Source organism: Herminiimonas sp. Marseille-P9896 (genome assembly GCF_903993245.1).
In the GTDB taxonomy this organism is placed as follows: domain Bacteria; phylum Pseudomonadota; class Gammaproteobacteria; order Burkholderiales; family Burkholderiaceae_D; genus Oxalicibacterium; species Oxalicibacterium contaminans.
Window position 1 is genome coordinate 773266 of sequence record NZ_CAJEVT010000003.1, and the last position, 19798, is coordinate 793063.

The window sequence follows — 19798 nt, forward strand, 5'->3', positions numbered from 1 at the left end:
AGGCATTTGACGTAATGGCGTGCGCTGTTTCTATCCATGCGCACACATCTGGCCGTGTTGGTCAACGTCATCAATCACACGAATAAGTCACAGATCGTCGATGGTCTTGACCCACATCGGAAACCTTACGTTTCCTTATTCGGATGCCTGCCGTCAAACAATTCATTCGAAACAAGCTGGTGGCCCGTTATGGCCAGACCGACTCTGTTTCAACGTTTATGACTTCTTGAGAGGTGGTTAGAAATGAGCAACAATCAAACAAGCACGGCTGTACAAGCCGGCACAGGTTACAAAAATCGCTGGATGCAACTCGTCATCGGTATCGTATGTATGGGTTTCGTGGCGAACTTGCAGTATGGCTGGACCTTGTTCGTAACACCGATGGACAATGCCCATCACTGGGGCAAGGCTGCGATTCAACTCGCATTCTCGATCTTTATCGTGACCGAAACATGGCTGGTACCTATCGAAGGTTACCTGGTCGATAAATTCGGTCCTCGTCCTGTTGTTGCCGGTGGTGCAATCTGTGCTGGCCTGGGCTGGATCATCTACAGCTTCGCTTCGTCGCTGCCTATGCTGTACGCAGGTGCAGTTGTGTCGGGTATTGGCGCTGGTTGCGTCTACGGTACTTGCGTTGGTAATGCGTTGAAATGGTTCCCGGACCGTCGTGGTCTGGCAGCTGGTTTGACCGCTGCCGGTTTCGGTGCTGGTGCTGCGATCACAGTGATTCCTATCGCTAACATGATCCAATCGGCTGGCTACGAAAAAACCTTTTTCACCTTCGGTATCATCCAAGGCGTAAGTATCTTCATCCTGTCGATGTTGCTGGTAAAACCAGTTGCACCTAAAGCTGCATTGGCTAAAGCCGGTTCCGCTACCAAGGTTGATTACACCACCAAGCAAATGCTGAAATCGCCAGTATTCTGGGTTCTGTACCTGATGTTCGTCCTGGTTGCTTCCGGTGGCTTGATGGCAACTGCGCAATTGGGTCCTATCGCTAACGACTACGGCCTTGCTTCGCTGCCAGTTACCCTGTTCGGCGTTACCTTGCCACTGTTGACCATGACCTTGTCGATCGACAACGTTGCCAACGGCATCACCCGTCCACTGTGTGGTTTCATCTCCGACAAAATCGGTCGTGAAAACACCATGTTCATCGTCTTCATCGGCGAAGGCCTGGCACTGTTGGGCTTGATGACCTGGGGCCACAATATGTACGCGTTCATGTTCTTCGCAGCCTTGATCTTCCTGTTCTGGGGTGAAATCTTCTCGATCTTCCCAGCAATCTGCGCTGACATCTTCGGTAGCAAATTTGCTGCTGGTAACTCGGGTACCCTGTACACCGCTAAAGGTACCGCTGCTTTGTTGGTGCCACTGGCATCGGTACTGGCTGCTGGTGGTGGCTGGAGCCGCGTATTCGTGGTTGCAGCAATCATCACAATCTTCGCTGGCTTGTCGGCAAAACTGATCTTGAGCCCTATGCGTAAAAACATGCAGGCTAAAGAAGCAGCATTGCAAGCTTCGTCGGAAGACAAACGCGTTACAGCTTAATCGGCTGGTAGTGAATTCTCAGGGCTTGCGCGCCGCCATGATCGTGGCGCCAGGCTCCTGAAGCAGCGCTCCCTGTGAGGAGGGCGATAAAAAAGGCTGATGCCATAAGCATCAGCCTTTTTGTGTTTACGGACGTTTATTGCAAATTTGCCGTTGTTTTACATGCGCCCGAAGCCAAACATGCCATCCCGCTCAAAACGCATATCCTGCGCGTTTTGCATCATCTTGACCACGCCGTTATTGTCGAAATGCACATGCATCACGGAGTTCCAGACGCCAGCTTCCTTGTATGGATAGCTCCAGACTTCAAGTTGCAACCTGGAGAGGTAGGAAGTCTCGGAAGGGTGGCCTATGGTGCGCAGCACATCATCCTTGGTCGCGATGCCGGGTTTGATGGTGGCGAATTTTTCTACTGTTAACACTTGTTCATAGGAAACCAGCCTGCCGCTGCGGTCAAAGCGCGCCATATTGGTGGCCTGGCCCCACGGGTTGCGCGTATACTCCAGCAAATACCCGTTTTTATCCTCGATCCGGGAGGTGGGTTGTCCCAGCTTGGAGACGACTGAAGCCTCGGGTTCGCCGATGTTAATAGGTGGTGGCATGAAGCTGGCGCAAGCGCCCAGCATCAGGAGTAATCCCCCCAAGATTGCTTTTTGACCATATTTCATGCTGTTTTCCTTAAATAAATACGCTAAGTGTTTGAATCGGCTAGGTCTTTCCGCTATACTGCGGGGCTGGTTAATTCGACCAGTTTTTTTAATCGTTGTTCACGGTGTGTGGGGTTCAGACTCTATGCATCGCATGTGAAAGGTAGTTTTTATGTCTCTCGAAAAAGCAAGCAAGGCAGCTATTGTTGCCGATAACGCCCGCGGTCAAAACGACACCGGATCGCCGGAAGTTCAAGTCGCATTGTTGACAGCTCGTATCAACGAACTCAACAGCCACTTCAAAGCACACACTAAAGATCATCATTCCCGTCGTGGTTTGATCATGATGGTTAATCGTCGTAAGAGCCTGTTGTCCTACCTCAAAGGTAAAGACGCTACTCGTTACCGCGATCTGATTGTAAAGCTCGGTCTGCGCAAGTAATTTCGTTGCGCTATTTTATCCGGCTTTCATAGATAAAAATGCCTGCGTCAGTTCTCTGATGCGGGCATTTTGTCTTTTGGTGGTTTGTACTTGTTTGTAATGTAGTTAGTAATAAAAACAATCGTTCATATTGCTCGATTGTTTGTGGTGAGGTGTACGACAGCGCCTGAAAATCTGTCGGTAAAATTAGAAAGGAACACCGTGTTTAATAAAGTCACTAAAACCTTCCAGTATGGCCAACATCAGGTCACGCTTGAAACCGGCGAAATCGCCCGTCAAGCATCTGGCGCCGTACTCGTCTCGATTGAAGACACCGTTGTACTGGCTACTGTAGTGGCAAAAAAAGATGCCAAGCCAGGTCAGGACTTCTTCCCGTTGACCGTTGACTATGTAGAAAAAGCCTACGCTGCTGGCCGTATCCCAGGCGGTTTCTTCAAGCGTGAAGGCCGTCCTTCCGAAAAAGAAACACTGACATCGCGCCTGATCGATCGTCCGATCCGTCCGTTGTTCCCGGAAGGTTATTTGAACGAAGTGCAGATCATCATTCACGTACTGTCGGTCAATCCTGAGATTGATCCGGACATCGCTTCCATGATCGGCGCTTCGGCTGCATTGTGCGTAGCTGGTATCCCGTTTGCAGGTCCTCTGGGTGCGGCTCGCGTTGGTTACATCGATGGTCAATACATCCTGAATCCGACTGCAACACAACTGAAAACATCGCAGATGGATCTGGTTGTTGCCGGCACTGAAACAGCAGTGTTGATGGTTGAGTCCGAAGCGCAGCAATTGTCGGAAGAAGTCATGTTGGGCGCGGTTGTTTATGGCCACGATCAAATGAAAGCAGTCATCGATGCGATTCACGATTTGGTGCGTGATGGCGGCAAGCCAGAAGTGCAATGGGCGCCTCCGGCAAAGAACGAAGCGCTGATCGCACGCGTAACTCATTTCGCAGAAGCGAAACTGCGCGCTGCTTACCAAACCAAAGACAAGCAAGCACGTACCACCAAGCTGAAAGATGCATTTGCTGAAGTGAACAACGAGTTGGCGGCAGAAGCTGCTTCCATCGGCGCTGCAGCACCTGACGCAGCTGAAGTCGGCAACATCCTGTTTGATCTGGAAGCAAAAATTGTACGTTCGCAGATCCTCGAAGGCGAACCACGCATCGACGGTCGTGATACCCGTACCGTACGTCCTATCAGCATCCGTACTGGTGTATTGCCACGTACCCACGGTTCGGCATTGTTCACCCGCGGTGAAACACAGGCTCTGGTTATCGCAACCCTGGGTACCGCACGTGACGAGCAAAAGATCGATGCATTGATGGGTGAGTACTCGGATCGCTTCATGCTGCACTACAACATGCCTCCGTTCGCAACTGGCGAAACCGGCCGTGTCGGTACACCTAAGCGCCGTGAAATCGGCCATGGTCGTCTGGCCAAGCGTGCACTGGTTGCTGCCTTGCCAGCGCCGGAAGAGTTTAGCTACTCGGTACGTCTGGTATCGGAAATCACCGAATCCAACGGTTCGTCGTCGATGGCTTCGGTCTGCGGCGGCTGCCTGGCGCTGATAGACGCTGGCGTGCCTATGCAATCGCACGTTGCCGGTATCGCTATGGGCCTGATCAAGGAAGGCAGCAAATTTGCTGTTCTGTCCGACATCCTGGGTGATGAAGATCACCTCGGAGATATGGACTTCAAAGTGGCTGGTACCGCTAACGGCATCACCGCTTTGCAAATGGATATCAAGATCCAGGGCATCACCAAGGAAATCATGCAAGTCGCTTTGGCGCAAGCTAAAGAAGGCCGCGTGCACATCCTCGGCGAAATGGAAAAAGCGGTACCTAGCGGTGTTGCTGGCGAGTTGTCCGATTTCGCGCCACGCCTGATCACCATCAAGATCAATCCAGAAAAAATCCGTGACGTCATCGGCAAGGGCGGTGCAGTTATTCGTGCATTGACCGAAGAAACCGGTACCCAAATCGATATCAGCGATGAAGGCGTGGTCACCATTGCATCGGTAGATGCAGCTGCTGGTCAGGAAGCCAAACGTCGTATCGAAGAGCTGACCGCTTCGGTTGAGGTCGGCAAGATCTACGAAGGTACAGTTCTGAAATTGCTGGATTTCGGTGCCATCGTGCAAGTAATCCCAGGTAAAGATGGTCTGTTGCACATCAGCCAGATTGCCAACGAGCGCGTCAATGCAGTTGCTGATTACTTGCAAGAAGGTCAGCAAGTACGCGTTAAAGTTCTGGAAACAGACGACCGTGGTCGCCTGAAGCTGTCGATGAAAGCAGCGGTTGCGGAAGAGAATCCGGAACCAGCGGCAACACAAGAGTAATCGACTCTTGACATACCAGATGGTTAAAAACCGCCCACCGCGCAAGCTGTGGGCGGTTTTTTCATTCTGTCAGAGTGGTATGACGTTTGACCATGCTCGCTGCAAGGGGATAGAATAGCGGGTTATTGAAATTATGGGTCTTATATGCGCCGCAAACTCGTCGCTGGCAATTGGAAAATGAATGGCAGCCTGGCTGCCAATGCGCTATTGCTGACGGAGATTGAAAGCGGATTAAAAAGCAATATGAGCAGCGCAACTTGTGATGTTGCTGTCTGTGTCCCAGCTCCTTATTTTGCGCAGTGCCAAGGCTTGTTAAATGGCTCTGCGATCACCCTCGGTGCGCAGGATGTCTCCGCCCACGAAGCAGGTGCATATACCGGTGAGGTATCGACCAGCATGCTGCAGGAATTCGATTGCCGTTATGTAATCGTTGGCCATTCGGAACGTCGTGCCTATTTCGCCGAATCAAATGAATTGATCGCACAAAAAACTGTGCGTGCACTGCAAGCAGGTTTGACTCCTATCGTCTGCGTTGGTGAAACACTGGCGCAACGCGAAGCAGGGCAGACCGATAGCGTGGTTGCAGAACAACTGAATGTCGTGTTGGCAGCGATTGCTGTAAGCGATCTGGCAAAGATTGTTGTAGCATACGAGCCGGTTTGGGCAATAGGTACCGGTAAGACAGCAACGCCAGCGATGGCGCAGGAAGTGCATGCGATGTTGCGCAAGCAGCTGCAGGTCAAGAATGCCGAGGCCGCAGCACAAGTCAGAATTCTGTACGGCGGCAGCATGAAGCCGGACAACGCGAAAGAATTGCTTGCCATGTCAGATATCGATGGCGGTTTGATCGGTGGGGCAGCATTGAAGTCGGCAGACTTTCTCGCCATCATCCAAGCGGCTTGAGTTGCAACAGATTTATTACGAATTACCTCAATACTGGAACTTAAATGAATAGCTTTCACACCATCATCGTCGTTGTTCAGGTTTTGTCTGCGTTGACGATTATCGGCCTCGTATTATTGCAGCATGGTAAAGGCGCTGACATGGGCGCATCGTTTGGTTCGGGTGCTTCGGGCAGCTTGTTTGGTGCGACCGGATCGTCCAACTTCCTTTCCAAATTTACCGGTGTTGCCGCGATCATATTTTTCTCTGCAACATTGGGTCTGGCATTCATCGGTAACAAGCCATCTACACCAAGCGCTGGTGTGATGGAAAACCTGCCAGCTTCAGCTGTTCCTGGCGCTGCTGCACCTGCACAAAATGCACCTGCTGCTGCACCTGAAACACCAGTTGCACCGAGCGGAACTGGTCAATCAAATCAGATTCCAAAATAAGCGTGTTTTATTCGCTGTTTGTTCTTGTTTTAATGCAATTGCGCATTGAACAAATGTGTCAAGGCGGGTTAGAATAGAAGTCTTGCCGACGTGGTGAAATTGGTAGACACGCTATCTTGAGGGGGTAGTGGCGAAAGCTGTGCGAGTTCGAGTCTCGCCGTCGGCACCAACAAAAATTCTAAGCCAGCAAGGGGGCATACCTAAGCTGGCTTTTTATCGACAAAACTGTCGTTTGATTTAACGGATTATTTTGCAAGCCAATTAATCGTTCAACATACTGCGCTAATCGTGAACCTCGAAAACTATTTCCCCGTATTGCTTTTTATTCTGGTCGGTATCGGCGTTGGTGTCGTGCCACAAGTGTTGGGTCGTGTTCTGGCTCCGCATAATCCGGATGCACAAAAACTGTCCCCTTACGAATGCGGTTTTGAAGCGTTTGAAGATGCACGTATGAAGTTCGACGTGCGCTACTACCTCGTCGCGATTCTGTTCATTCTGTTCGATCTCGAAGTTGCGTTCCTGGTGCCTTGGGCAGTAGCAATGCGCGAAGTAGGGATGCTGGGATTTTGGTCAATGATGATTTTCCTTGGAGTGCTGACCATCGGTCTGGTGTTCGAATGGAAAAAAGGCGCGCTGGATTGGGAGTAAGTCATGGCAATTGAAGGCGTATTGAACGAAGGTTTCGTAACCACCACAGCTGACAAGCTGATCAACTGGACACGCACAGGCTCGATGTGGCCTATGACATTCGGCTTGGCATGCTGCGCAGTTGAAATGATGCACGCAGGTGCTTCGCGTTACGATCTGGATCGTTTCGGTGTTGTGTTCCGTCCATCCCCACGTCAATCCGACGTGATGATCGTGGCAGGCACACTGTGCAACAAGATGGCACCTGCATTGCGCAAGGTGTATGACCAGATGGCTGAGCCGCGTTGGGTTATCTCGATGGGTTCCTGTGCCAATGGTGGCGGTTACTACCATTATTCGTATTCTGTTGTGCGCGGCTGTGATCGTATCGTTCCAGTCGATGTCTATGTTCCTGGTTGTCCTCCAACCGCTGAAGCGTTGTTGTACGGGATCATGCAGTTGCAAAACAAGATCCGTCGCACCAACACGATTGCTCGCTAAGGCTGGTTTTTAAATGACGATCAAACTTGAACTCCTTGAAGCCGCTCTGCGCAATGCGCTCGGCGACCAACTTCAAAGCCTGACTCAGGCATTGGGCGAAGTCACCATTGTTGTTAAGTCGCATGACTATGCGTCTGCAATGCGTGTACTGCGTGACCACGCTGACCTGCGCTTTGAAGAAATGATTGATTTGTGCGGTGTCGATTACTCGACATATGGTGATGGTTTGTGGGAAGGCCCGCGCTTCGCTGTGGTTTCGCACTTGCTGTCGATCAAGCATAACTGGCGTGTTCGCGTACGTGTATTCGCCGCTGACGACGAAATGCCGGTAGTCGCATCAATGATCGATATCTGGCCTTCGGCTAACTGGTATGAACGTGAAGCTTTCGACTTCTACGGCATCCTGTTTGAAGGCCACAACGATTTGCGTCGTATCCTGACTGACTACGGTTTCATCGGTCACCCATTCCGCAAAGATTTCCCAGTCTCTGGCTATGTTGAAATGCGTTACGATCCGGAACAAAAACGCGTCATTTATCAACCTGTAACGATAGACCCGCGCGAAAATGTGCCGCGCGTCATTCGTGAAGAACAATACGGGGCGAAATAATGGCCGAAATTAAGAACTACACCCTCAACTTTGGTCCTCAGCATCCTGCCGCGCACGGTGTGTTGCGTCTGGTTCTGGAGCTCGACGGCGAAGTTATCCAGCGTGCTGATCCGCATATCGGCCTGTTGCACCGCGCGACAGAAAAGCTGGCTGAGCAAAAAACCTATCTGCAATCCGTGCCTTACATGGATCGCCTCGATTACGTCTCGATGATGTGTAACGAGCACGCGTATGTGATGGCTATCGAAAAGATGCTGAACATCGAAGTGCCGCTGCGTGCACAGTACATCCGCGTGATGTTCGATGAAATCACCCGTATCCTGAATCACCTGATGTGGCTCGGCGCGCATGCGCTGGACGTTGGTGCGATGGGCGTGTTCCTGTACGCATTCCGCGAACGTGAAGACCTGATGGACTGCTACGAAGCAGTGTCGGGTGCACGTATGCATGCTGCTTACTACCGTCCAGGTGGCGTATATCGCGATCTGCCGGATGCCATGCCGCAACACAAGGCATCGATCATCCGCAATGCAAAAGCGATCAGCCAGTTGAACGAAAACCGTCAAGGTTCCTTGCTCGACTTCATCGAAGACTTCACCAATCGTTTCCCGACCTATGTCGACGAATACGAAACACTGTTGACCGATAACCGTATCTGGAAACAGCGTCTGGTCGGTATCGGTGTTGTGTCGCCAGAGCGTGCAATGGCCATGGGCTTCACCGGCGCTATGCTGCGTGGTTCGGGCGTTGAGTGGGATCTGCGCAAGAAACAACCATACGAAGTGTATGACCTGATGGACTTCGACGTTCCAGTCGGCACCAACGGCGATTGCTATGATCGTTATCTGGTACGCGTTGAAGAAATGCGTCAGTCGAACCGCATCATCAAGCAATGCGTGGAATGGCTGCGTAACAACCCGGGTCCTGTGATGACGAACAACCACAAGGTTGCACCGCCATCGCGTGTCGGCATGAAGTCGAACATGGAAGATCTGATTCACCACTTCAAACTGTTCACTGAAGGCTTCCACGTGCCGACAGGTGAGGCATATGCAGCGGTGGAACATCCGAAGGGTGAGTTTGGCGTGTATCTGATTTCGGATGGCGCGAACAAGCCATATCGCATGAAAATCCGCGCACCGGGCTTCCCGCATTTGCAAGGCCTGGATGAAATGGCCAAGGGCCACATGATTGCCGATGCAGTAACCATCATCGGCACACAAGATATTGTGTTTGGTGAGATTGACCGCTAATCGCGGCTCAATATTTGAGGCATAGACATGCTGTTATCAGAGCAAACGTATAAAAAAATCGACCGCGAGGTCGCCAAGTTCCCTCCGGACCAGAAGCAGTCCGCCGTGATGGCTGCGCTGCAGATCGCCCAGGATGAAACCCGTTGGCTGCCGCCTGAAGTCATGCAAGATATTGCTGACTACCTGGGCATGCCTGCGATCGCGGTGCAAGAAGTTGCGACCTTCTACAACATGTACAACACCAAGCCGGTCGGCAAGTACAAGATCTCGGTGTGTACAAATCTGCCATGCCAATTGTCTGGCGGCGAGAAGGCTGCGCATTACCTGAAACATAAACTCGGTATCGATTATCGCGAAACCACGGATGATGACCTGTTCACCCTGGTTGAAGGCGAATGCATGGGCGCGTGCGGTGATGCGCCTGTGATGCTGGTCAATAACAAGCGTATGTGCAGCTTTATGTCGGATGACAAAATCGACGCCCTGGTAGAGGAATTGAAGAAATGACCAGTCTGCATAATCGTCATATCAAGCCATTGATTTTCGCTGGCCTCACCGGTGATAACTGGGGCCTGGAAGAGTATGTCAAGCGCGGTGGCTACGCTTCGTTGAAGCGCATCCTGAGCGAAGGCATGACCCCTGACCAGGTCATCGCTGAAGTCAAAGCATCGACCCTGCGTGGTCGCGGTGGTGCGGGCTTCCCTAGCGGCCTGAAGTGGAGCTTCATGCCTAAGAATTTCGCGGGCCAAAAATATCTGGTCTGTAATTCAGATGAGGGCGAACCAGGTACTTTCAAGGATCGTGACATTCTTCGTTACAATCCGCATTCCGTGATCGAAGGCATGACCATTGCTGCTTATGCGATGGGTGTCAGCGTTGGTTACAACTACATCCACGGCGAAATTTTCGCTGAGTACGATCGTTTCGAAGAAGCGCTGGAGCAAGCACGCGCAGCTGGCTTCCTGGGCGATAACATCCTGGGTTCGACACACAGTTTCCAACTCCATGCATTCCATGGCTTTGGTGCGTACATCTGCGGTGAAGAAACTGCGTTGCTGGAATCGCTGGAAGGCAAAAAAGGCCAGCCACGCTTCAAGCCGCCTTTCCCTGCAAGCTATGGTCTGTACGGCAAGCCAACCACGATCAACAACACTGAAACATTTGCTGCAGTACCGTTCATCTTCCAGGTAGGCGCTGAAGCATATGCAGCACTGGGCAAACCGAACAACGGCGGCACCAAGATTTTCTCGGTATCCGGCGACGTCGAGCGTCCAGGCAACTACGAAATCCCATTGGGTACACCGTTTGCTGAATTGCTGGAGCTCGCCGGTGGCGTGCGCGGCGGTAAAAAGCTCAAGGCTGTGATCCCTGGTGGTTCGTCGGTGCCGGTAGTGAAGGGCGACCTGATGATGGCTACCGATATGGATTATGATTCGGTCGCGAAAGCAGGTTCGATGCTGGGTTCGGGTGCTGTCATCGTGATGGATGAAACACGTTGCATGGTCAAAGCGCTGTTGCGACTGTCTTACTTCTACTTTGAAGAGTCCTGCGGTCAGTGCACACCTTGCCGCGAAGGTACTGGTTGGTTGTATCGCATGGTGCATCGTATCGAGAACGGTCAAGGCCGTCCGGAAGATATCGATATGCTGAATTCGGTCGCCGACAATATTCAGGGTCGTACCATCTGCGCACTTGGTGATGCAGCTGCGATGCCTGTACGCGCAATGATTCAGCAGTTCCGTGAAGAATTTGTATATCACATTGAGCATAAACATTGCTTGGTGCCCGCTTACATTTAGCCGATCACTTCGTTTAGCAGCACAAACCTAGTGAGAACACTGAAGTCAACAAAAGCAAAGCCATGGTTGAAATCGAAATAGACGGTAAAAAAGTCGAAGTGAAAGAAGGCAGCATGGTGATGGACGCTGCCAATAAGCTTGGCACTTACATCCCACACTTTTGTTACCACAAAAAATTGTCCATCGCGGCGAACTGCCGTATGTGCCTGGTAGAGGTTGAAAAAGCACCTAAGCCATTGCCAGCCTGTGCGACTCCTGTCGCCCAAGGCATGATCGTCCGCTCCAATAGCGAGAAGGCCGTCAAAGCGCAAAAAGGCGTGATGGAATTCCTCCTGATTAATCACCCGCTCGATTGCCCTATCTGCGATCAAGGTGGCGAATGCCAATTGCAGGATCTGGCAGTCGGCTACGGCGACTCTTCTTCGCGTTACGAAGAAGAAAAACGCGTAGTAGCGCCGAAAGATGTCGGCCCGCTGATCTCGATGAAAGAGATGAGCCGTTGCATCCACTGCACACGCTGCGTCCGTTTCGGCCAGGAAGTTGCAGGCGTGATGGAATTCGGTATGTTGAATCGCGGTGAGCACGCAGAAATCACTTCCTTCGTTGGCAAAACTGTAGACTCCGAATTGTCGGGCAACATGATCGATCTGTGCCCGGTCGGCGCGTTGACATCGAAGCCGTTCCGCTACAGCGCCCGTACCTGGGAATTGTCGCGTCGCAAATCAGTCAGCCCACACGATAGCCTCGGTGCAAACCTGATCGTGCAAGTTAAAGCTGGCAAAGTCATGCGCGTGCTGCCGTTGGAAAACGACGACGTCAATGAATGCTGGATTTCGGATAAGGATCGCTTCGCCTATGAAGGCTTGAACAGCGAAGACCGTCTGACCAGCCCGATGATCAAGCAAGACGGCAAATGGCAGGAAACTGACTGGCAAACCGCCCTGGAATACGTTGCGCACGGTCTGCGTAACATCAAGCACGAACACGGTGCTGACTCCATCGCTGCGTTGGCTACGCCGTACTCGACACTGGAAGAAATGTCGCTGTTGCAAAAACTGGTGCGTGGCATCGGTTCGGAAAACATCGACTTCCGCCTGCGCCAATCCGACTTCTCGCTGGATGCTGGTGTTACTCCTTGGCTCGGCATGTCGATCGCAGAGTTCGGTGCATTGAAACGTGCATTCGTCATCGGTTCCTTCCTGCGCAAAGATCACCCATTGCTGGCAGCGCGTCTGCGCCAGGCAGTGAAGCAGGGCGCCAGCGTCAGCATCTTGCACGCAAGCGACGACGACCTGTTGATGCCAGTTGCAAACAAAATGATCAAGGCACCGTCGGATTGGTTGTCGGCCCTGAGCGAAGTCGTTGCTGCCGTGGCGCAAGCCAAAGGCATCTCGGCACCAGCCGGTTTCGACGCGATCCAGCCTTCGGCTGAAGCGAAACAAATCGCAGCCAGCCTGTTGTCCGGTGAGCCTAAGGCAGTCTTGTTGGGTAATGCAGTATTGCAGCACCCACAGGCAGCGAAATTGCACGCAGCAGCACAATGGATTGCACAAAACACCGAAGCCAAGTTCGGCTTTCTGACCGAAGCAGCCAACAGCGTTGGTGGCTATCTGGTCAATGCAGTTCCAGGTGCCAACGGTGCTAACGCAGCGCAAGCATTTGCGCAGCCACGTAAAGCATACGTTTTGCTGAACGCAGAACCAGAACTCGACAGCTTCAACCCGCAAGTAGCACGTGCTGCGTTGAACCAGGCTGAAATGGTTGTTGTGATGTCTGCATACAAGCACGGCAATGATTTTGCTGACGTCTTGTTGCCGATCGCACCGTTCTCCGAAACCTCGGGTACTTTCGTCAACTGCGAAGGTCGTGCACAAAGCTTCAACGGTACCGTCAAGCCTCTGGGCGACACACGTCCGGCATGGAAAGTATTGCGCGTACTCGGCAACCTGCTGGAACTGAGCGGTTTCGACTACGAAACATCGGAAGCTATCCGCAATGAAATCATCGGTGCGAACGCTCCTGCAGATGCAAACCTGGTACCACGTCTGAACAACCTCGGCAAAGCAGCGCCGCAGGCAGAAGTCGCTGCAGCTGGCTTGCAACTGGAACGCGTTGCTGATGTATCGATTTACGCAACTGACGCGATCGTACGTCGCTCGCTGCCTCTGCAACAGACCAACGACGGTGCTGCACCTAAGGCATGGTTGTCGGCTGATCTGGCAGGCAAGCTCGGCGTCGCGGCTGGTGATCAGGTCAAGGTAACGCAAGGTGCGGGTAGTGCAGTGCTGGTTGCCGCCATCGATGCGAAGTTGCCGGTTAATGTGGTGCGCGTAGCGGCAGGACATCAGTCCACAGCCGGTCTGGGCGCGATGTTTGGTTCTATCAGCGTGGAGAAAGCGTAATGGATCAATTGTTTGCATCCATCCACGCGACGGGTCAATCTTTCCTTGGATACTATTGGCCGTTAGTTTGGAATCTGGTCAAAATTATTGCAGTTGTCGCGCCATTGATGGGTGCCGTAGCTTATTTGACTTTGTGGGAACGTAAGGTCATCGGCTGGATGCACGTGCGTCATGGCCCCAACCGTACCGGTCCTGCAGGTTTGCTGCAACCGATCGCCGACGGCGTCAAACTCTTGCTGAAAGAGATTGTTGTTCCGGCCAAGTCGAGCAAAGCTTTGTTTGTCATTGCTCCTATCATGACTATCATGCCGGCACTGGCCGCATGGGCTGTGATTCCGTTCGGACCAGAAACCGTATTGGCCGACGTCAATGCAGGTTTGCTGTTCGTGATGGCGATTACTTCGCTGGAAGTATATGGCGTGATCGTCGCAGGCTGGGCATCGAACTCCAAGTACGCTTTCCTCGGTGCGATGCGTGCATCGGCACAAATGATTTCGTATGAAATCGCGATGGGCTTCGTGTTGGTGATCATCCTGATGGTTACCGGCAGCATGAACCTGACGACTATCGTGAACTCGCAAAACACTGGTCGCTTTGCCGAGATGGGCCTGACTTTCCTGTCGTGGAACTGGTTGCCATTGCTGCCTATGTTCTTCATTTACATCATCTCGGGTACGGCTGAATTGAACCGCCATCCGTTTGACGTGGTTGAGGGCGAATCGGAAATCGTTGCCGGTCACATGGTTGAATACTCGGGTATGTCGTTCGCGATGTTCTTCCTGGCTGAATACGCCAACATGTGGTTGATCTCGATCATGGCTACCCTGATGTTCCTGGGCGGCTGGACATCGCCGATCGATATGGCGCCGTTCACCTGGGTACCAGGCTGGATCTGGTTGGGTCTGAAGACCTTGATGGTCGTAACCATGTTTATCTGGTTCCGTGCATCGTTCCCACGCTATCGCTACGATCAAATCATGCGTTTGGGTTGGAAAGTGTTTATCCCACTGACACTCGTTTATCTGTTGATCGTCGCGATCTGGATGAAGACTCCGTGGAATATCTGGAATTAATGCAGCAGGGCTGAGCAAAAAGGGAAGCCAAGATGGAAGCAATTAAGGATTTTTTCGGTAGCTTGATGCTGCGCGAGCTCTTCAAAGGGCTGGCGCTGACAGGTCGCTACATGTTTGCACGCAAAATTACCGTGCAGTTCCCGGAAGAGAAGACTCCGCAGTCGCCACGTTTCCGTGGTTTGCATGCGCTGCGTCGTTATCCGAACGGGGAAGAGCGTTGCATCGCATGTAAGTTGTGCGAAGCAGTGTGCCCTGCAATGGCAATCACGATCGAATCGGACCAGCGTGAAGACGGCACCCGCCGTACCACCCGTTACGACATCGATCTGACCAAATGTATTTTCTGCGGCTTCTGCGAAGAGTCGTGCCCGGTCGATTCGATCGTGGAAACACATATTCTGGAATACCACGGCGAGAAGCGCGGCGACTTGTACTACACCAAGGAAATGTTGCTGGCAGTAGGTGATCGCTACGAACCAGAAATCGCAGCAGCACGCACCGCCGACGCGGCCTATCGTTGATTTAATAGTATGGGTCGCTGTTACTGGCTGACCTCTTGCTGACTTTTTGCTGATTTTTAGACTGCTTATGGAATTTACAACTGTCTTGTTCTACGTGTTTTCAGCGATACTCGTACTCGCTGCTATACGCGTTATCACCGAATCGAATCCGGTTCACGCGGCGCTGTTCCTCGTGCTCTCATTCTGTTCGGCTGCTGCACTGTGGATGTTGCTCAAAGCTGAGTTCCTGTCCATCGTACTGATCCTGGTCTATGTCGGTGCGGTTATGGTGCTGTTCCTGTTTGTGGTCATGATGGTTGACATCAAGCTCACCAAACTGCGTGAAGGTTTCTGGGGTTACCTGCCATTGGCAGCAACCATCGGTGTCGTGATCGTGCTGGAAATGGCAGCGGTATTGTTCCGCGGCTTCTGGCGCTCGCATACCCAAGTCCCTGAAGTGTCGTCGACCATCGGCAACGCCAAGGAACTGGGCAAATTGATCTACACCGACTATCTGTATGCGTTTGAAATTGCAGCGGTGCTGTTGTTGGTCGGTATGATCGCGGCAGTGGCATTGACCATGCGCAAACGTAAAGACAGCAAGTACTTCGCTCCTGGCGACGCAGTTCGAGTTAAAGCCAGCGATCGTTTGCGTGTCGTAAAAATGAAGGCGGATTCCGCTCGCGCCAATGGCGATTCACCAGCTGCTCCTGCAGCAGAACAAAAGTAAGGGGAGTGTTGTGGAGTTATCGCTCGTACATTACCTGATTCTTGGCGCGATTTTGTTCGCGATCTCGATCGTTGGTATTTTTCTGAATCGTAAGAACATCATCATCTTGTTGATGGCTATCGAATTGATGCTGTTGGCGGTGAATATGAATTTCGTCGCTTTCTCCTATTTCCTGGGTGATGCAGCCGGTCAGATTTTTGTTTTCTTCATCTTGACGGTGGCTGCTGCTGAAGCTGCGATTGGTCTTGCCATTTTGGTTTCCATGTTCCGTACTCTGGATACCATCAATGTCGAAGATCTTGACGGCCTCAAAGGCTAATCCCAAAAAATAACGATAAGGTTCACTCATGGCGGGGCAACTTAACCCACACCTCCTTCTAGTCGTACCGCTGGCACCACTTGCCGGCTCTATGATTGCTGGATTGTTCGGTACAAAATTTTTCGGTAACTTGATCGGTCGCAAGACGTCGCATACTGTGACGATCCTGGGCGTTCTGATTTCTTTCATCTTGTCATTGCACACGATGTCGCTGGTGTTGGATGGTGCGACTTTCAATGGCAACCTGTACACATGGATGACGGTCGTCGGGCTCAAGCTTGAAGTCGGTTTCCTGGTCGATAGCCTGACCGCGATGATGATGTGCGTCGTGACCTTCGTGTCGCTGATGGTGCACATCTACACGATCGGCTATATGGAAGAAGACGAAGGCTACAACCGCTTCTTCTCGTACATCTCGCTGTTTACGTTTGCGATGTTGATGCTGGTCATGAGCAACAACTTCCTGCAACTGTTCTTCGGTTGGGAAGCAGTGGGTCTGGTTTCTTACCTGCTGATCGGCTTCTGGTACACCAAGCCAACTGCTATCGTGGCGAACATGAAGGCTTTCCTGGTCAACCGTGTCGGTGACTTTGGCTTCATCCTCGGTATCGGCCTGTTGCTGGCGTACGCTGGTTCGATGGACTACGCAGAAGTCTTCGCGAAGAAAGAACAACTCGCGACCCTGACCCTGCCTGGTACCGACTGGATGCTGTTGACCGTTGCCTGTATCTGCCTGTTCATCGGCGCGATGGGTAAATCGGCGCAGTTCCCGCTGCACGTCTGGCTGCCTGACTCGATGGAAGGCCCGACCCCGATTTCCGCACTGATCCACGCGGCGACCATGGTTACCGCAGGTATCTTCATGGTGGCTCGCATGTCGCCACTGTTTGAATTGTCGGATACCGCCTTGTCCTTCGTATTGATCATCGGTTCGATCACTGCGCTGTTCATGGGCTTCCTGGGCATTATCCAGAACGATATCAAGCGCGTGGTTGCTTACTCGACCCTGTCGCAACTGGGTTACATGACTGTTGCACTGGGCGCGTCTGCTTACTCGGTTGCTGTATTCCACCTGATGACCCACGCGTTCTTCAAGGCTTTGCTGTTCCTTGCCGCGGGTTCTGTCATCATTGGTATGCACCACGATCAGGACATCCGCAACATGGGTGGCTTGCGTAAATACATGCCGATTACCTGGATCACTTCCTTGTTGGGTTCGCTGGCATTGATCGGTACACCGTTCTTCTCGGGTTTCTACTCGAAGGACAGCATCATCGAAGCAGTGCACGCAACCACTCTGTTTGGTTCCGGTTTTGCTAACTTCGCTGTATTGGCTGGTGTATTCGTTACGGCGTTCTACTCGTTCCGTATGTACTTCCTGGTATTCCACGGTGAAGAGCGTTTCGGTAAAGAACACGCACACCATGACGACCATGCACATGCTAAAGCTGCTCACGCTGACCACGGTCACGATGATCATGCACATGACGCGCATGATGACCATGGCCATGACGAACACCACGGTCTGGCCCCAGGTCAGAAACCGCACGAGTCGCCTTGGGTTGTTACCTTGCCGCTGATCTTGTTGGCGATACCATCGGTATTGATCGGTTTCTTCGCGATCCAGCCTATGTTGCACGGCGACTTCTTCAAGGGCGTGATCACCGTCAGCGATACACACGGTGCGATGGCTGAGTTGAAAGAACACTTCCATGGCGCAGTAGCAATGGCGATCCACGGTGTGTCCACCGCGCCGTTCTGGCTGGCGCTGGCTGGTGTTGTGACTGCCTACTATTGCTACATGATCAATCCGCGTGTACCAGCATGGTTCTATAAGCACTTCCATGCTCTGCACACGCTGCTTGAGAACAAGTACTACATGGACAAATTCAATGAAGTTGTCATCGCTGGCGGTGCACGTCTGCTGGGTGGTGGCTTGTCCAAGGTCGGTGATAAGACATTGATTGATGGCCTGATTGTTAACGGTAGTGCCAAAGTAGTAGCTTGGTCCTCCCGCGTGATCCGTGTATTCCAAAGTGGCTACATTTATCACTACGCATTTGTCATGATTCTCGGCATGCTGGGTTTACTGAGTTATTTCGTGATATTCCCGTTGTTCGCCAAATAAGTTAGCGAAATAAAGTAAATAAAAACATGATGCAGTCAACTTTTCCCCTCTTGAGTCTCGCGATATGGCTACCAATCGCGTTCGGTGTGTTCATCCTGGCCGTAGGCCGTGATACCAATCCAAACGCGGTGCGCGTCCTGTCGCTGTTTGGTTCTATCGTCAGCTTCCTCGTGACTTTGCCTATCGTGGCAAAGTTCGACAATGCCGCTCACGGCATGCAGTTCGTCGAGAAGCTGAAATGGATCGACATTTTCAACATTAACTACTCGCTGGGCGTAGACGGCCTGTCGATGTGGTTCGTCATCCTGACTGCCTTCATTACGATTTTCGTCGTGATCGCAGCATGGGAAGTGATTGAAAAGCGCGTGGCTCAGTACATGGGTGCCTTCCTGATCCTGTCCGGTCTGATGATCGGCGTGTTCAGCGCATTGGATGGCGTACTGTTCTATGTATTCTTTGAATCGACACTGATCCCGATGTTCATCATCATCGGTGTATGGGGTGGTGCGAATCGTGTTTACGCTTCGATCAAGTTTTTCCTCTATACCTTCTTCGGTTCGTTGTTGATGCTGGTGGCATTGCTGTACCTGTACTTCAAGTCCGGCCACAGCTTTGACATCCTGGCTTGGCACACATTGCCGTTGCCTATGGATGCACAGATCCTGATCTTCCTGGCATTCCTGATGGCGTTTGCGGTCAAGGTTCCGATGTGGCCAGTACATACATGGTTGCCTGATGCCCACGTGGAAGCGCCTACCGGTGGTTCCGTCGTACTGGCAGCTATCATGCTGAAACTCGGTGCATACGGCTTCCTGCGTTTCTCGTTGCCGATCACACCAGACGCCAGCCACTATCTGTCGGGCTTCATGATTACTTTGTCGCTGATCGCTGTTATCTACATCGGTCTGGTCGCTCTGGTACAAACCGACATGAAAAAACTGGTTGCTTATTCGTCGATTGCACACATGGGCTTCGTTACGCTCGGCTTCTTCATGTTTAACGACATGGCAGTGCAGGGCGGTATCGTACAAATGATTTCGCACGGTTTCGTATCCGGCGCAATGTTCCTGTGTATCGGTGTCCTGTACGACCGCATGCATACCCGTAACATCGCTGACTACGGCGGCGTTGTGAATGTCATGCCTAAGTTTGCCGCATTCTTCGTACTGTTCTCGATGGGTAATGCAGGCTTGCCAGCAACCTCGGGCTTCGTCGGCGAATTCATGGTGATCCTGGGCGCAGTCAAATTCAATTTCTGGATAGGCCTGCTGGCAGCAACCGCTCTGATCCTGGGTGCAGCGTACTCGCTGTGGCTGGCTAAACGCGTGATCTTTGGTGCTATCACCAATCACCACGTGTCTGAGATGAAAGACCTGAACAAACGTGAATTCCTGATGTTGGGCCTGCTGGCTATCGCTGTATTGGCGATGGGTCTGTACCCAGCTCCATTCACCGATGCGATGCAAACTTCGGTTACTGACCTGCTGAAGCACGTCTCGATCTCGAAACTGAATTAATAAACGCCGCGACCGCGAAAGTAAACGC

19 protein-coding genes and 1 tRNA gene are annotated in these 19798 nt (G+C 52.1%); 19 read left to right on the forward strand and 1 reads right to left on the reverse strand.

Annotated features, from left to right (window positions below):
- Window positions 1–243 precede the first annotated feature (243 nt).
- Window positions 244–1551 carry an oxalate/formate MFS antiporter gene (gene oxlT, locus H7U06_RS13855; protein ID WP_175626700.1) on the forward strand — a complete coding sequence of 436 codons (1308 nt, stop codon included), beginning with the start codon at window positions 244–246 and terminating at the stop codon, window positions 1549–1551.
- 158 nt (window positions 1552–1709) lie between these two features.
- Here oxlT and bamE read toward each other — a convergent pair whose 3' ends face one another.
- Window positions 1710–2219, reverse strand: a complete 510-nt coding sequence (gene bamE, locus H7U06_RS13860) for an outer membrane protein assembly factor BamE (RefSeq protein WP_175626701.1) — start codon at window positions 2217–2219, stop codon at window positions 1710–1712.
- 151 nt (window positions 2220–2370) lie between these two features.
- Here bamE and rpsO point away from each other — a divergent pair, with 151 nt between their 5' ends.
- The 18 genes from rpsO (at window position 2371) to H7U06_RS13950 (ending at window position 19770) form a co-directional block, all read left to right on the forward strand.
- A complete protein-coding gene (rpsO, locus tag H7U06_RS13865; RefSeq protein WP_012079314.1) occupies window positions 2371–2640 on the forward strand; it encodes a 30S ribosomal protein S15 in 270 nt (89 codons plus the stop codon).
- Between the two features lie 201 nt (window positions 2641–2841).
- The gene (gene pnp / locus H7U06_RS13870) at window positions 2842–4977 is read left to right on the forward strand and encodes a polyribonucleotide nucleotidyltransferase (RefSeq protein WP_175626702.1); all 2136 of its coding nucleotides are present in this window, start codon (window positions 2842–2844) and stop codon (window positions 4975–4977) included.
- A 144-nt stretch (window positions 4978–5121) separates the two neighbouring features.
- Entirely contained in the window at window positions 5122–5880 is a 759-nt protein-coding gene (gene tpiA / locus H7U06_RS13875) for a triose-phosphate isomerase (RefSeq protein WP_175626703.1), read from the forward strand.
- Between the two features lie 44 nt (window positions 5881–5924).
- Window positions 5925–6311 (forward strand): preprotein translocase subunit SecG, encoded by a 387-nt coding sequence (secG, locus tag H7U06_RS13880; RefSeq protein ID WP_175626704.1) that lies wholly within the window; start codon window positions 5925–5927, stop codon window positions 6309–6311.
- A gap of 84 nt (window positions 6312–6395) precedes the next feature.
- A tRNA-Leu gene (locus H7U06_RS13885) sits at window positions 6396–6480 on the forward strand.
- A 119-nt stretch (window positions 6481–6599) separates the two neighbouring features.
- Window positions 6600–6959, forward strand: coding sequence for an NADH-quinone oxidoreductase subunit A (locus tag H7U06_RS13890; RefSeq protein ID WP_175626705.1), 360 nt, complete (start codon window positions 6600–6602; stop codon window positions 6957–6959).
- Between the two features lie 3 nt (window positions 6960–6962).
- Entirely contained in the window at window positions 6963–7439 is a 477-nt protein-coding gene (locus tag H7U06_RS13895; protein WP_012079319.1) for an NADH-quinone oxidoreductase subunit B family protein, read from the forward strand.
- Between the two features lie 13 nt (window positions 7440–7452).
- Window positions 7453–8049 carry an NADH-quinone oxidoreductase subunit C gene (locus H7U06_RS13900; protein WP_175626706.1) on the forward strand — a complete coding sequence of 199 codons (597 nt, stop codon included), beginning with the start codon at window positions 7453–7455 and terminating at the stop codon, window positions 8047–8049.
- On the forward strand, window positions 8049–9302 hold the full coding sequence (locus H7U06_RS13905; RefSeq protein WP_175626707.1) for an NADH-quinone oxidoreductase subunit D: 1254 nt from the start codon (window positions 8049–8051) through the stop codon (window positions 9300–9302). Before H7U06_RS13900 ends, H7U06_RS13905 begins: the two co-directional genes overlap by 1 nt.
- A 27-nt stretch (window positions 9303–9329) precedes the next feature.
- On the forward strand, window positions 9330–9809 hold the full coding sequence (gene nuoE / locus H7U06_RS13910; protein WP_175626708.1) for an NADH-quinone oxidoreductase subunit NuoE: 480 nt from the start codon (window positions 9330–9332) through the stop codon (window positions 9807–9809).
- Complete coding sequence (nuoF, locus tag H7U06_RS13915) at window positions 9806–11101, forward strand: NADH-quinone oxidoreductase subunit NuoF (protein ID WP_175626709.1); 1296 nt, start codon at window positions 9806–9808, stop codon at window positions 11099–11101. Before nuoE ends, nuoF begins: the two co-directional genes overlap by 4 nt.
- A 62-nt stretch (window positions 11102–11163) precedes the next feature.
- Complete coding sequence (nuoG, locus tag H7U06_RS13920; RefSeq protein ID WP_175626710.1) at window positions 11164–13503, forward strand: NADH-quinone oxidoreductase subunit NuoG; 2340 nt, start codon at window positions 11164–11166, stop codon at window positions 13501–13503.
- Window positions 13503–14576: an NADH-quinone oxidoreductase subunit NuoH gene (nuoH, locus tag H7U06_RS13925; RefSeq protein ID WP_124574999.1), complete on the forward strand. Its 1074-nt coding sequence runs from the start codon at window positions 13503–13505 to the stop codon at window positions 14574–14576. The genes nuoG and nuoH overlap by 1 nt, the downstream gene beginning before the upstream one ends.
- 32 nt (window positions 14577–14608) lie before the next feature.
- Window positions 14609–15097, forward strand: coding sequence for an NADH-quinone oxidoreductase subunit NuoI (gene nuoI, locus H7U06_RS13930; protein WP_012079326.1), 489 nt, complete (start codon window positions 14609–14611; stop codon window positions 15095–15097).
- Window positions 15098–15164: 67 nt separating this feature from the next.
- Entirely contained in the window at window positions 15165–15806 is a 642-nt protein-coding gene (locus H7U06_RS13935) for an NADH-quinone oxidoreductase subunit J (protein WP_175626711.1), read from the forward strand.
- Window positions 15766–16125 carry an NADH-quinone oxidoreductase subunit NuoK gene (gene nuoK, locus H7U06_RS13940; RefSeq protein ID WP_175626712.1) on the forward strand — a complete coding sequence of 120 codons (360 nt, stop codon included), beginning with the start codon at window positions 15766–15768 and terminating at the stop codon, window positions 16123–16125. Before H7U06_RS13935 ends, nuoK begins: the two co-directional genes overlap by 41 nt.
- Before the next feature lie 28 nt (window positions 16126–16153).
- Complete coding sequence (gene nuoL, locus H7U06_RS13945) at window positions 16154–18253, forward strand: NADH-quinone oxidoreductase subunit L (protein ID WP_175626713.1); 2100 nt, start codon at window positions 16154–16156, stop codon at window positions 18251–18253.
- 26 nt (window positions 18254–18279) lie between these two features.
- Window positions 18280–19770 carry an NADH-quinone oxidoreductase subunit M gene (locus tag H7U06_RS13950; RefSeq protein ID WP_175626714.1) on the forward strand — a complete coding sequence of 497 codons (1491 nt, stop codon included), beginning with the start codon at window positions 18280–18282 and terminating at the stop codon, window positions 19768–19770.
- The last annotated feature ends 28 nt before the right edge of the window (window positions 19771–19798 follow it).

What these genes read in the sequence shown, in the direction of transcription:
- nuoH (WP_124574999.1), top strand. Translation starts at nt 13,503, where the DNA reads ATGGATCAATTGTTTGCATCCATCCACGCGACGGGTCAATCTTTCCTT.
- secG (WP_175626704.1), top strand. Translation starts at nt 5,925, where the DNA reads ATGAATAGCTTTCACACCATCATCGTCGTTGTTCAGGTTTTGTCTGCG.
- nuoF (WP_175626709.1), top strand. Translation starts at nt 9,806, where the DNA reads ATGACCAGTCTGCATAATCGTCATATCAAGCCATTGATTTTCGCTGGC.
- tpiA (WP_175626703.1), top strand. Translation starts at nt 5,122, where the DNA reads ATGCGCCGCAAACTCGTCGCTGGCAATTGGAAAATGAATGGCAGCCTG.
- H7U06_RS13935 (WP_175626711.1), top strand. Translation starts at nt 15,165, where the DNA reads ATGGAATTTACAACTGTCTTGTTCTACGTGTTTTCAGCGATACTCGTA.
- H7U06_RS13900 (WP_175626706.1), top strand. Translation starts at nt 7,453, where the DNA reads ATGACGATCAAACTTGAACTCCTTGAAGCCGCTCTGCGCAATGCGCTC.
- H7U06_RS13895 (WP_012079319.1), top strand. Translation starts at nt 6,963, where the DNA reads ATGGCAATTGAAGGCGTATTGAACGAAGGTTTCGTAACCACCACAGCT.
- H7U06_RS13905 (WP_175626707.1), top strand. Translation starts at nt 8,049, where the DNA reads ATGGCCGAAATTAAGAACTACACCCTCAACTTTGGTCCTCAGCATCCT.
- nuoI (WP_012079326.1), top strand. Translation starts at nt 14,609, where the DNA reads ATGGAAGCAATTAAGGATTTTTTCGGTAGCTTGATGCTGCGCGAGCTC.
- oxlT (WP_175626700.1), top strand. Translation starts at nt 244, where the DNA reads ATGAGCAACAATCAAACAAGCACGGCTGTACAAGCCGGCACAGGTTAC.
- nuoK (WP_175626712.1), top strand. Translation starts at nt 15,766, where the DNA reads ATGGCGATTCACCAGCTGCTCCTGCAGCAGAACAAAAGTAAGGGGAGT.
- bamE (WP_175626701.1), bottom strand. Translation starts at nt 2,219, where the DNA reads ATGAAATATGGTCAAAAAGCAATCTTGGGGGGATTACTCCTGATGCTG.
- nuoE (WP_175626708.1), top strand. Translation starts at nt 9,330, where the DNA reads ATGCTGTTATCAGAGCAAACGTATAAAAAAATCGACCGCGAGGTCGCC.
- rpsO (WP_012079314.1), top strand. Translation starts at nt 2,371, where the DNA reads ATGTCTCTCGAAAAAGCAAGCAAGGCAGCTATTGTTGCCGATAACGCC.
- H7U06_RS13950 (WP_175626714.1), top strand. Translation starts at nt 18,280, where the DNA reads ATGATGCAGTCAACTTTTCCCCTCTTGAGTCTCGCGATATGGCTACCA.
- nuoL (WP_175626713.1), top strand. Translation starts at nt 16,154, where the DNA reads ATGGCGGGGCAACTTAACCCACACCTCCTTCTAGTCGTACCGCTGGCA.
- nuoG (WP_175626710.1), top strand. Translation starts at nt 11,164, where the DNA reads ATGGTTGAAATCGAAATAGACGGTAAAAAAGTCGAAGTGAAAGAAGGC.